Origin of the sequence: Streptomyces sp. NPDC088706, from assembly GCF_044752765.1 — a bacterium.
GTDB lineage: Bacteria > Actinomycetota > Actinomycetes > Streptomycetales > Streptomycetaceae > Streptomyces.
In genome coordinates this window covers 1,241,882-1,253,660 of sequence record NZ_JBIVLW010000001.1, presented here as the reverse complement: position 1 = coordinate 1,253,660, position 11,779 = coordinate 1,241,882, and the positions used below count along the sequence as shown (strand labels likewise).

The window sequence follows — 11,779 nt, the reverse complement described above, 5'->3', positions numbered from 1 at the left end:
CCCAATAGGGTCGGGTCAACCGAACGGTCACGACGCCGAAATCATTGAGAAGGCAGGTCGACTCCCGTCATGTCACAGCTGACCGACAACGTGGAAAAGCACACCGCTGCGTATGTGGAGGCTTTCAACGCCGGCGACTTCGAAACAGTGGAGAGTTTCTACACGGAGGACGCCGTCGCCGTCTGGGAGCCCGGCAAGGCGCTGTCCGGCGACGCCCGCCGCGCGTACCAGCGTGAATTCCTCAAGAGCAAGCCGAAGATGACGGCCGTGCCCCGGCACACCTTCGTCACCGGCGACACCGCGCTGCTGATCGTCGACTGGACGATCGACACCGTCGACGCGGACGGCCAGCCCGAGCACCTCAAGGGCGTCGGGGTGGACGTGCTGCGCCTGGGTGAGGACAACGTCTGGCGCTACGCCATCGACGACCCGTTCGGCGAGGGCTGAGCGGACCGGAAACCCACGCCCGAACAAGCCAGAGACCACACGAAGATGAACGGTATGCCCGCTCCGCCGCGCGGACCGGCAGCCGGTGCACGGGGGAGCCGAGACACCATGCAGTCCAGCAGCAACAGACCGACGCGCCGTACCCTGCTCAAGGCGGCCGGTGCCACCGCGCTCGCCGCCCCCGCCGCCGCGGCACTGGCCTCACCGGCCGCCGCGGCCACCACCTCCGCCTCGGTGGGGGCGACCAGCGAGACGACGTACGACGTCATCGTCATCGGTGCCGGCTTCGCGGGCATCACGGCGGCGCGGGAGCTGCGGGCCAAGGGCAAGCGCGTCCTCGTCCTGGAGGCCCGCGACCGGATCGGCGGCCGCACCTGGACGGGCAGCTTCGCCGGACACCTGGTGGAGCGCGGCGGCACCTGGGTGGAGTCGACCCAGCCGCACCTCGGCGCCGAACTGACCCGGTACTCCCTCGCGCTGGAGGAGGACCTGCCCATCGACCGGGTGATGCTGCCGACGCCCACCGGGCCCAAGGAGTTCACCCCGGACGACGGGTTCGGCCGGATCGGCACCATCATGGACCGCATGTTCGACGGCTCCCGGCAGTACTTCGAGAAGCCCTTCGAACCGCTGTACCGGGCCGATCTCCTCCAGGGCCTGGACAAGCTGTCGCTCCGCGACCGCCTCACCCAGCTCAACCTCACCCCGGAGGAGGAGCTGCTGATCAACGGTCAGACGGCCATCTACTCCGGCGGGGCCAGCACCGACGGCGCCTTCACGATGTTCGCCCACTGGTGGGCGCTGGCGGGCCATACCAATGAGGGCTGGGGCGAGACCCAGAAGTACCGGATCGCCAAGGGCACCGGCGCCCTGCTCAACGCCATGATCGCCGAAGCCAAGCCGAAGATCATGCTCAACTCCCCGGTCGCCTCGGTCACCGACACCGGCAGCAAGGTGCACGTCACCCTCAAGTCCGGCGCGGTGTACGGCGCCCCCAAGGCGGTCATCGCGGTGCCCGTCAACGTGTGGCCGACGATCAAGTTCACCCCGACCCTGCCCCCGGCGCTCACCACCGCGGGCTCCCAGGGCATCGCGGTGAAGAACGCCGTCAAGCTCTGGATCCACGCCCGCAAGGGCGCGGGCCGGTTCTACGGCCAGGGTGTCGAGGGCACCAGCACCCCCATCCCGATGCTCCTGCCGTTCAAGGAGACCTCGCAGGGGATGCTGTACGTGGCCTTCAGCACCGACCCCACCCTGGACCCCGAGAGCATCCCGCAGGTCAAGGCCGCGGTGAAGAAGCTCGGTGTGGACCTCGACATCCTCGGGCTCTACACCCACGACTGGGGCAAGGACCCCTACGCGCTCGGCGGCTGGGCGTTCCGCAAGCCGAAGCAGCTCACCACGCTCTACCCGGACGTGACCCAGCCCAAGGGCCGGCTCGCGTTCGCCAGCGGCGACATAGCCAACGGCTGGAGCGGCTACATCGACGGCGCGATCGAGTCCGGACTGCGGGCCGCCCAGCAGACCGTCGCCGCCAGTTAGGGCACGGCCACCCGCACTACGGCCGCGGCTGTCCCGCCACGGGCAGTCGGCCGTCCGCCCGGCCACCACTCCATCACCCGAAATCGGAAGGGACCGTCCCACCCATGTCCTTCACCTTCACCGTGGACTTCGACCACGAGCGTCCGGACCTCACCGACGACACCGACACCCAGAACGAGATCTTCCTCCAGGTCTTCAACTCCGGTGACGGCGAGCTGTTCAACCGCCTGTACCGGGACGACTCCATCTCCAACTTCTCCGGCGAGCCGCTGACCGGCGAGGCGCGCCTGGCGTTCTTCAAGGACTTCCTGGCCGCCAAGCCGCGTCTGAAGGCCACCGTCACCCACTCGTACGTCGCCGGTGACGTGGCGCTGATCGGCGTCGACTACAGCATCGACACCACCGGCCCGGACGGCGCCCCGGTGCACCTGGCCGGCCAGTGCACCGACGTCCTGCGGCGCGGCACCGACGGCCGCTGGCTGATGGCCATCGACCGCCCGGTCGCCGCCACCGGCCTGGTCGCGGAGTAACCCAGCACCACCAGCACGGCTGTGGACCCGCGGTACGAGCCGCCGGTCCACAGCCGTGCCGTACGCGATTTCCGTGCCCGGCACGGCAGACCGAGGAGAGAGTGTGGCCACGCAGGAAGAACTGGCGTCCGTCCTGGACGCCGTACGGGACGCCGTCCCCGCCCTTCGCCGCAACGGCGTCGAGGCCGAGGACCGGCGGATGATCCCGGACGAGAACATCGCACTGCTGGAGAAGGCCGGGGTGTTCCGCGCGGCGGTTCCGCGCGCCCACGGCGGACTCGACTTCGACGTGGCGCAGCAGGCCAGGATCATCGCCGAGGTGTCCCGGGGCTGCCCCTCCACCGGCTGGCTGACCATGGTCTGGCTGACCAGCACCTGGGCCGCGTCGCTCTACCCCGACCAGGCGCAGCGGGAGGTCTTCGAGGGCGGCAGCACCCGCGTCTCCATCGTCTTCGCCCCCACCGGCACCCTCCGGCCGGTCGACGGCGGCTACCGGCTCGACGGCACCTGGCGGTTCAACTCCGGCTGCCGGGCCGCCGGCTGGGACATGCTGGCCGCGATGGTCGAGCACCCGGACGGGACGAGCGAGGAGCTCGTCGCCCTGGTCCCGATGAGCGAGCTGTCCGTCGCCGACGACTGGCATGTCTCGGCGGGCGCCGGCACCGGCTCGTCCACGACGACGGCCACCGACGTCTTCGTCCCCGCGCACCGGGTGGTGCCGCTGGAGGAGGCCATGGTGAGCGCCACCGGCGACCGGGCCAACACCGGTGCCACCGGCCGCAACTACGGACTGCTCGGCTACATCATGTCCAGCGTCGCGGCGACCTTCCTGGGGATGGCCAAGGGCGCGTACGAGCTGTTCGTCGAGCGCCTGCCGGGCCGGGCCATCACCTACACCGACTGGACCGAGCAGAGCCTGCACCCCCTCACCCAGCAGCGGGTGGCCACCGCCGCCAACAAGATCGACGCGGCTGAGGCGCTCTCCGCCGGCTGGCAGCGGGTCCTCCAGGACGCCGCCGACGCCGGTGTGCAGCCGTCCGACGAGCAGAAGGCGATCATCCGCGGGCAGACGGCGTACGCCGCGCAGCTGTCGAAGGAGGCCGTCGAGCTGCTATTCTCGGCGAGCGGCGGCTCCGTCATCCGCCGGGACGTACCCATGCAGCGCTTCCACCGCGACATCCAGGGCTTCTCCCTGCACGCGCTGGTGCAGCTGGAGGCCAACCTGGAGGTGCAGGGCCGGGTGCTGCTCGGCATGGACCCGGGGACGTACTTCCTCTGATCCCCCGGCCGCCGCGCGCCCGCCCGGCGCCGCCGCGGAGCGGGGCATCCGGCACGAGGCCCGGGCCGTATCGGCGGCCCGGGCCTCGTCGTGTGCGCCGGGGTCTCAGCCCGCGGCGGCGTCGGCCCGGCCGAAGCGGCCGTTGACGAAGAGCAGGCCGTCCTCGTGGTCGCCCTGCCCGGCCGCGAGCACCGTACCGATGAAGATCGTGTGGTCGCCGAAGGAGTGCGAGTCGGTCAGCTCGCACTCCAGCCAGGCCACCGACCCGGCCAGCAACGGCGCCCCCGTGCGCTCGCCGGACCGCCACGGCACGCCGTCGAACTGGGCGGCCCCCAGGGTGCGGCTCTTGTCGGCGAAATGCCGGGCCAGACCCTCCTGCGGAACGCCGAGGATATTGACGGCGAAACGGCCGGCCGCCGTCAGAGCGCCGTGCATCACGGCACTGTGGCCGACACTGCACAGCACCGACGGCGGGTCGAGGGAGACCGAGCTGAAGGCGTTCGCCGTCATGGCGTGCAGATGCTCACCGCCCACGGTGAGCACCGTGACGCCGGTTGCGAAACGGGACATCACTTCTCTCAGCCGGGCGGAATCGACCGGGCGGGACCCGGAATGCAAAGCCGCGGGATCGAGTTCAGTGGACGCGGAATTCATGCCACCCTCTCCGAATACATTGCGCACAGCGCGCTCAGAACCGTCCGCACTCGAGACGGCAGCCGGTTTTCATCAACGTACCCGGGCCAATCCGGGCATCTCCCACCGCCGGGTAACCGGGACGCCACCCGCCGCCGGTCGTCGTGAATGACCCCGCAATGACCGCCGGTTGACCCGGCACCCGCACCCTTTGGCCATGGATCCCACCACTTCCGCCCCTGAGGCCCCTGCCGCCCCTGAGGTCCCCGAGCTCGCCGAGCCGTATCTCCGCGAGGTCCTGGCCGGCGCGGGGCTCGCCGTCGAGTACGTGCGCGCCGAGGGCAACACGCTGTATCTGCTGGACGAGGAGGGCCGGGAGGTCCCCGTCACCGACTTCGCCGGCGGCTACGGATCGGTCCTGCTCGGGCACAACCACCCCGCGGTGGTGGCCCGCGCCCAGGAGCTGCTGGCCCAGGGCACCCCGGTGCACGCCCAGTTCTCCCGCCATCCGTACGCCAACCGGCTGGCCGCCGAGCTCAACCGGATCATCCACCGGGAACTGGGCACCGACGAACCGTACTTCGCCATCTTCGGCAACAGCGGCGCCGAGGCCGTCGAGGCCGCCGTCAAGCACGCCGAACTCGACCGGGGCATGCGGATCGCCGCCCTCACCGAGGAGATCGCGGCGCAGCGGGCGAGCGCCGCCGCCGCCGTGGCGGGCGGCACCGCCACCGTCGCCGCCACCACCCTCACCCGTCTCGGCCTCACCCCCACCGACGACGCCGTGGCCGCCGTCCACCTGCTCGCGGCGGAGACCGAGCGGCGCAACGCCGTGCAGACGGCCCGCCCGCCGCTGTTCCTGGCGCTGGAGGGCGGCTTCCACGGCAAGCTCGCCGCCAGCGTGCAGCTGACGCACAACGAGGGCTACCGGACGCCCTTCAGGTCGCTCGCCGCCCAGGCGAGGTTCGTCCCGCACGACCGGCCCGACGTCCTCAAGGAGGTGTACGCAAAGGAGCGCGGAGTCCTCCTGGCGCTCACCGTCAGCGACGGCCAGGTCGCCGTCGTGGAACGCGAGTTCCCGGTCTTCTGCGCCTTCGTCGTGGAGCCCGTCCAGGGCGAGGGCGGGATCCGGGTGCTGTCCGAGGAGTTCGCCCGGGAGATCCAGCGGTTCAGCGCGGAGATCGACTGCCCCGTCGTCGTCGACGAGATCCAGAGCGGCATGGGCCGCACCGGCACCCTGCTCGCCAGCTCGGCGCTCGGGCTGCGCGGCGACTACTACACGCTCGCCAAGACGCTCGGCGGCGGGATCGCCAAGACGTCCGTGATGCTGGTGCGCCAGGCGTACTACCGCAAGGAGTTCGAGATCGTGCACAGCTCGACCTTCGCCAAGGACAGCTTCTCGTGCCACATCGCGCTCAAGGTGCTGGAACTCCTGGAGGCCGACGACCGGTCGGCCTACCGGCGCGCCGCCGAGCGCGGCGAGGCGCTGCGTACGATGCTCGAAGGCGTGCGCGGCGACCACCCCGACGTCATCGAAGAGGTACGCGGCCGGGGCCTCATGCTCGGCATCGAGTTCCGCGACCAGTCCGCGTCGCCGTCCCCGGCCGTCCGGGGCGCGGCGCAGGGCGGCATGTTCGGCTACGTCCTGGCCGGTCATCTGCTGCGGGCCCACCGCGTGCGGACGTTCCCGACCGCCAGCGCCGTCAACACCCTGCGCTTCGAGCCCTCCGTGGAGCTCTCGGACGCGGAGATCGCCCAGTTGGAGACGGGGCTGCGCGATGTGTGCGTCCTGCTGCGGGACGGCAGGGGAGACGCCCTCACCGCGACGTGAGACACGCGCTCTACCAGTTCACCGCGGCTGCACGCAACCTCACGTACGCGCGAACCAGTCATAATGGCATATGCAGTTCGCCGGTGACAGGGGAGTCGCCGGCCCGGACCGCGGACGGGGTTGAGGGGGGATCATGCGTTTTCGCCTGTTGGGACCGTTGGAAGCCGAGAACGACGAGGGGCTGGTGGAGTTCGGGGGAATCCGGCAACGGGCGGCGCTCGCCTATCTGCTGATGCACTCCAACCAGGTGGTGTCGACCAATCAGCTGCTTGGCGCGCTCTGGGTGGGGGGCGACGCGCCCACCACGGCGCGGAAGATCCTGCAAAACGCGATCTGGCGGCTGCGCGGGGTGCTGGCCGGCCCGTCGTCCGACTCGCCCGCCCCCCGGCTGATCACCCGCAGCCCCGGCTACACGGTGCAGGTCCAGGCGGAACAGGTGGACCTGCTCACCTTCCAGCAGCGGGTGGCGGCGGGCCGGGCGGCCCTGGCGGGCGGGGACCCGCAGACCGCCCGGGTCCTGCTGAGGGGGGCGCTCTCCCTGTGGCGCGGCCCGGTCCTCGCCGACCTGGTCGAGGAGGGCATCTGCTGGCCGGAGGCGACGGCACTGCAGAACAAGCGCGTCGACGTCATGGAGGACCGGTTCGACGCCGAGCTGGCCTGCGGCGGCCACCAGGGCATCCTGCACGACCTCAAGGCCCTGGTGGCGGCGGAGCCCCTGCGCGAGCGGGCCTCCCGCCAGCTGATGCTCGCCCTGTACCGCTGCGGGCGGCAGGCCGAGGCGCTGGCCGTGTACGGGCGGGTGCGCGAGGAACTGGTCGGCGGGCTCGGCCTGGAGCCGAGCCTGGAGCTCCAGCGGCTCCAGCAGTCCGTGCTCAACCAGGACCCGGCGCTGGACCCGCCCCGCGCCCCGCAGCCTCCCGGCCTTCCGGCGTCGGTCACCGTGCTGCGCCCGGCCCGGGACGCCCGCGAGGGTGCCTTCGGACAGGCCCCTGAGAAAACGCCTGATGGCGGCTTCGACAACGTTGGCGCCGACGGTGGCGACAGCGCGGCGCCCCAACGGGCCGCGAGCGCCGATCCCGCCGTCGCCGCCGCACCCCGGCCGGCCGCACCCCGGCCGGCCAGCGCTCTGCTGGTCCGCTTCGGCTTCGGGCCCGAGTTCGGCGGCGTACCGCCGGAGGACATGGACCGCGCGCTCGACGCCCTGACCCTGCTGGCCCGCGAGAAGGTCGAGGCCCACGGCGGCACCGTCACCTCCACCCTCGGCTCCCTCCTGCTCGGCCTCTTCGAGGACGACGGTCCCGACGGCGCGCAGGAGGCTCCCGCGGCCGTACGAGCGGCTCGCGCGGCGGCGGCCGTCCGCGACTGCCTCACCCTGCCCGCGCCGCCCGGCGCCCCCCGGCGCCCGGTCGCCGAGGGCCTGTCGGTGTTCGGCGCCGTGTGCACCGGCCGCGCGGCCCGGCCCCGCACCCCAGGCGGTACGACGACGGGCTGGACCGGCGGCGGACTGGTCGACGACTGCCAGGCCATGCTGGCGTCCGTCGCGGCGGGCGAGATCCACGTCTGCGACACCACCCGCCGGCTGACCGAGGCACAGGTGACCTACCGGCACGCCTGCGCCTCGGCCTCCGCCCCCTGGGAGCTGCTGTCCGTCGCGGACGGCCCCGCCGGACCCGGCGGGATGACGCACGGCGACCGCGAGTGCGAACTCGACCTGATGCGCGGCATGCTGCAGCGCACCCGCCGCCGCTCGGCCCCCCACCTGGTCACCGTGCTCGGCGGCGCCGGCCGGGGCAGGACGCAGTTGCTCATGGAGTTCCAGCGCCGGGTCGAGCAGGACGAGACCGAGACGGTACGCGTGCTCACCGCGACCGCCACCCCACCCGGCAGCGGCGGCGGGGGTTCCCGCATGGCGGCCGACGTACTGGCGGCCTACTGCGGGATCCGCGCCGAGGAGGGCGCGATGATGTCCTCGGTCCGCCTCGACGCGGCGCTCGCCCGGCTGACCGACGACGAGGACACCCGGCGGCGGCTGCTGCCCCCGCTCCGGTCTCTGCTGCGCTCGGCCGAGCCGGTCTGCGAGGAAGGCCTGGTCGCCTGGCGGGGGTTCCTGACCCTCGCGGCCCGCGCCACGCCCCTCGTGGTGATCTGGGACGACCTGCACCACGCGGACGCGACACTGCTCGACACCCTCGACCGTACGATCGCCGAGCCGGCCGACGTGCCGGTCCTGCACGTCGTCGCCGCGGACGACCGGCTGCTCGCGCGCCGGCCCCACTGGTCGGCCGGCCACCCGCACACGATGGTCATCAGCCTCCTTCCGGTGGCCGACGACGCCCTGGACCGGCTGCTCGAATCCCTCCTCCTGCCGAAGCGGGAGACCGAACTCGCCCACTAGGGCCGGCCGTCGGACGGCCGCCCTCCGGGCGACGACGGCCGTTCGACGAAAGGCCCCGGCGCCCGCCGACCTCAAGGGGCCAGGGCCGCACCCCCGGAGCTGGTCAGACGGACCACCCTGGCCAGCGTCCGGATCGCCTCCGGCACCGCGGGGGAGCCGGGCGGCAGCGTCAGCGAGGCCGCCTCGATCAGCAGCGACACCGCGACCGTCTGCTGGTGCGGGGCCGCTCCCGGCAGGCCGGGCGTCGCGCGTTCGCCCGCCGGGCCGGACCGCCGGGCGGGCAGACACAGCTGCCGCGCCCAGCCCACCAGCGCGATACGCAGCCCGCGCCGGGCGGGACCGGCCAGCGCGGGAACCGACGGCAGGGCGTTGGCGAAGCGGAGCACGATCGCGTCGGCGTGTTCCCGCAGCAGTGACTCGCCGGGCGTCAGCGGGACCGTACGAACGGCTGGGGGAGGCGGAACCCGGCGTACGGAGCCGGCGCCCGCCCCCGCCGGGATACGGGCCCGCCGCAGCCCGTCCCGCAGCGCCACGGCGAACTCCTGCCCTACGAAGGCGGCCAGGGCGCCGCCGTGCTCCAGGGGGCCGTCGCTTCCGGCCTGCTGCGACGACGGGCGGGGGGCCACGGGGCCGGTGAGGTTGTCTTCCATGAGCGAAGCCAACCAAGTCCGGCACACCCGGAGCCCATTCGCGGGTCCTCTCCCCGGTCACTGTCCGTTCAGCGGGCCATCCGGCGCTCCACCCGCGGCTCTCCGCCCGGTCCCGCGCCGCACCCCTGGCCACGGGAGTGCCGGGGCACGTCGGCCACCCGCTGGTGGACCGCCGGGCGCCGCTGTCCGGCCGCCGCCACCCGCAGCGGCGCCGTCGGGGCCTCGGGCAGCGGGACCAGGCTCAGCATGCTGGTGCGTCCCCCGCCCACCCCCCACAGCGGCCGCCGCCCGAGCAGCTGCGGGTGGGCGCCCGCCACGACGAGCAGCGGCGCGTCCTCCACGGTCGCCACCAGCTCCTCCACCCAGTCCAGCACCGCCTCGTCCGCCAGGTGCAGCCCGTCGAGACAGAGCACCAGCGGCAGCTGCCGCGCGCAGAGCACCAGCAGTTCCTTCCACACGTCCATGACGGCGCGTGGCCGGGCCGCCTGGAACGGCGGGGCCGACACCAGCAGGGCCCGCAGCAGCCGGTCACCGGTCGGTCCGGTGCCGGCGGCCCCGCGGACGAGCTCGGTGAGCAGCTCGTCCACCGGGGCGCCCCGGCGCGCACCCGAGGCGACCGCCCACGCGTCGAGCAGCGCGTCGGTCAGCCCCAGCAGCCCGAACCCACCCTGCTCCGGGGCGGCCGGCCGCAGCACCCGGGCCTCGTCCGGGAGCCGGCCGACGCGGTGCTGGAACTCGGTGAGGAAGCGGCTCCGGCTCATGTCCTGGTCCCCCAGCACCGTCACCAGGTAGGGCGCGTGGTGGTGCCGGGAGTGGTCGAGATGGCTGCTGAGGATGGCCAGTTCGTGTTCGCGGACGTGGGTCTCACCGCCGAGCACCGGGACCTCCCGGGTGTGCAGGGCGCACGCCTCGCGCACCTTGGCGGACCCGTCGGGCCCCCGGGCGACCTTGCGGTAGCGGACCCACCCCTCGGTGCCGGCCGCCACCTCTTGGCCGACGTGGACCTTGCCCGGCGGCACGTCCGCCAGCAGGTGCTGGGCCGTGTCCAGGAGCGTCCCCACCACGGAGACCGCCCCTGCCGCGTCCTCCCGCACCAGCGCCCGGCCCATGGTCACCACCGCCTCGATGCCCAGCCCCGGTAGCGCGCCCACCGCGTCGCGCATGGCGAACGCCGCCCGTACGGCCTCCAGCGGTGCCGCCGCCCAGTCGTCGCGCAGCCCGAACAGGGCGGCCGTCAGATACCCCAACGAGCCGACGATGGTGCCCTGGTGGGCCTCGACGATGTCCGCGAGGGATGCCGCCGCCTCGTTCAGCGACCCGTCCAGCGCCTCCGGCACCGCGGCGCCGCCGCCGCCGGTCCTGGCCCGCACGCGCACCAGCAGCACGCACACGTCCCGCCTGCGGCTGAGCACCGCCCCGCCGTCCGGTCGCGCGGGGACCGGCTGCGGCGGGCGCGGTGTCCCGGGCGCCTCGGCGGCGCCCCGCTCCGGCCCCTGCCCGGCGACGGTGAGCAGGGGAGGGGCGGGCGGTGCGGCCGGCGCCGTCCGTCCGGCGGACGCCGGACCGGGGACCAGCCGCACCGAGGCCGGTACCTCCTCCACCGGGGAGGTCAGCTCCCGGTCGTGGTGGAGGATGCGCCGCTGGAGTGCCTGGAGGTCACGGGAAGGTTCCAGGCCGTGCTCCTCGACCAGCGCCCGGCGCACCCGGCTGAACACATCCAGGGCCTCCGCCTGCCGGCCGCAGCGGTACAGGGCCAGCATCAGCTGCCCGCTCAGCCGCTCCCGCAGGGGCTCGGCCTCCGCCAGCGAGTTGAGCTCGCCGAGGACCGTGTGGTGGCGCCCGCAGGCGAGTTCGGCCTCGAAGCGGTACTCCATCGCGTCCAGCCGCAGCTGCCGCAGCCCCGCCACCTCGGGCCAGTCGACGCCCTGTTCCATCAGGTCCGACAAGGCGGGCCCGCGCCACTCCGCGAGGGCCTCGCGCAGCAGTTCGGCCGCCGCCGCCGGCTCACCGGCGGCCAGCTTCGCCCGGCCCGCCGTGGCCTTGTCGTCGAAACGCGTCATGTCGAGTGCGGCGGGATCGACCCGCAGCACGTATCCCGGCGCCCGGGTGATCAGTTCGGGTGGCGGCGCGCCCTGCGGCTCGGCGCGGGTGTGGTGCACCGACAGGGTCGTCCGCAGCCCCGAGACCGCGTTCTGCACGATCTTGCGTGCCGTCATCGGGCGGCTCTCGTCCGGCCAGAGAGCCCCCAGCAGCTCGCTGGTGGCCACCACCTGGTTCGGCCGCAGCAGCAGCAGGCCGAGCACGGCCCGCTGTTTGAACCCCCCTAAGGACAACGTCCGTTCGCCGGACATCACTTCCAGCGGTCCGAGAATCCTCAATTGCATGTTCCCCCCTCGACGGTGCACCTCTGGTCGTACGCTCGGCCGGGCCGGTGACGCCCCCCGTACCGGTCAGGGCCGGACAGGCCCCCCG

The 11,779-nt window shown here is 73.2% G+C and carries 9 protein-coding genes; 6 read left to right on the top strand and 3 right to left on the bottom strand.

Going from position 1 to position 11,779, the window contains the following annotated elements; all coding sequences use genetic code 11:
* Window positions 1-69: 69 nt before the first annotated feature.
* The 4 genes from ACIQAK_RS05625 to ACIQAK_RS05610 all read left to right on the top strand — a co-directional run bounded on the left by ACIQAK_RS05625 (window position 70) and on the right by ACIQAK_RS05610 (window position 3,798).
* Complete coding sequence (locus ACIQAK_RS05625) at window positions 70-447, top strand: SgcJ/EcaC family oxidoreductase (RefSeq protein ID WP_366390935.1); 378 nt, start codon at window positions 70-72, stop codon at window positions 445-447.
* Window positions 448-555: 108 nt separating this feature from the next.
* Window positions 556-1,989 (top strand): NAD(P)/FAD-dependent oxidoreductase, encoded by a 1,434-nt coding sequence (locus ACIQAK_RS05620; protein WP_366390936.1) that lies wholly within the window; start codon window positions 556-558, stop codon window positions 1,987-1,989.
* Between the two features lie 104 nt (window positions 1,990-2,093).
* The gene (locus ACIQAK_RS05615; protein ID WP_366390937.1) at window positions 2,094-2,519 is read left to right on the top strand and encodes a nuclear transport factor 2 family protein; all 426 of its coding nucleotides are present in this window, start codon (window positions 2,094-2,096) and stop codon (window positions 2,517-2,519) included.
* A gap of 103 nt (window positions 2,520-2,622) precedes the next feature.
* Window positions 2,623-3,798 carry an acyl-CoA dehydrogenase family protein gene (locus ACIQAK_RS05610; protein WP_366390938.1) on the top strand — a complete coding sequence of 392 codons (1,176 nt, stop codon included), beginning with the start codon at window positions 2,623-2,625 and terminating at the stop codon, window positions 3,796-3,798.
* Between the two features lie 105 nt (window positions 3,799-3,903).
* Here ACIQAK_RS05610 and ACIQAK_RS05605 read toward each other — a convergent pair whose 3' ends face one another.
* Window positions 3,904-4,452, bottom strand: a complete 549-nt coding sequence (locus tag ACIQAK_RS05605) for a flavin reductase family protein (protein WP_366390939.1) — start codon at window positions 4,450-4,452, stop codon at window positions 3,904-3,906.
* Window positions 4,453-4,648: 196 nt separating this feature from the next.
* Here ACIQAK_RS05605 and ACIQAK_RS05600 point away from each other — a divergent pair, with 196 nt between their 5' ends.
* Window positions 4,649-6,262 (top strand): aminotransferase class III-fold pyridoxal phosphate-dependent enzyme, encoded by a 1,614-nt coding sequence (locus ACIQAK_RS05600; RefSeq protein WP_366390940.1) that lies wholly within the window; start codon window positions 4,649-4,651, stop codon window positions 6,260-6,262.
* A 133-nt stretch (window positions 6,263-6,395) separates the two neighbouring features.
* Window positions 6,396-8,657, top strand: a complete 2,262-nt coding sequence (locus ACIQAK_RS05595) for a BTAD domain-containing putative transcriptional regulator (protein WP_366390941.1) — start codon at window positions 6,396-6,398, stop codon at window positions 8,655-8,657.
* A gap of 71 nt (window positions 8,658-8,728) precedes the next feature.
* On the opposite strand, the gene ACIQAK_RS05590 is transcribed toward ACIQAK_RS05595, so the two are convergent.
* Both ACIQAK_RS05590 and ACIQAK_RS05585 read right to left on the bottom strand, forming a co-directional pair.
* Complete coding sequence (locus tag ACIQAK_RS05590; RefSeq protein WP_366390942.1) at window positions 8,729-9,307, bottom strand: hypothetical protein; 579 nt, start codon at window positions 9,305-9,307, stop codon at window positions 8,729-8,731.
* Window positions 9,308-9,375: 68 nt separating this feature from the next.
* A complete protein-coding gene (locus ACIQAK_RS05585; RefSeq protein ID WP_366390943.1) occupies window positions 9,376-11,691 on the bottom strand; it encodes a BTAD domain-containing putative transcriptional regulator in 2,316 nt (771 codons plus the stop codon).
* Window positions 11,692-11,779: the final 88 nt, after the last annotated feature.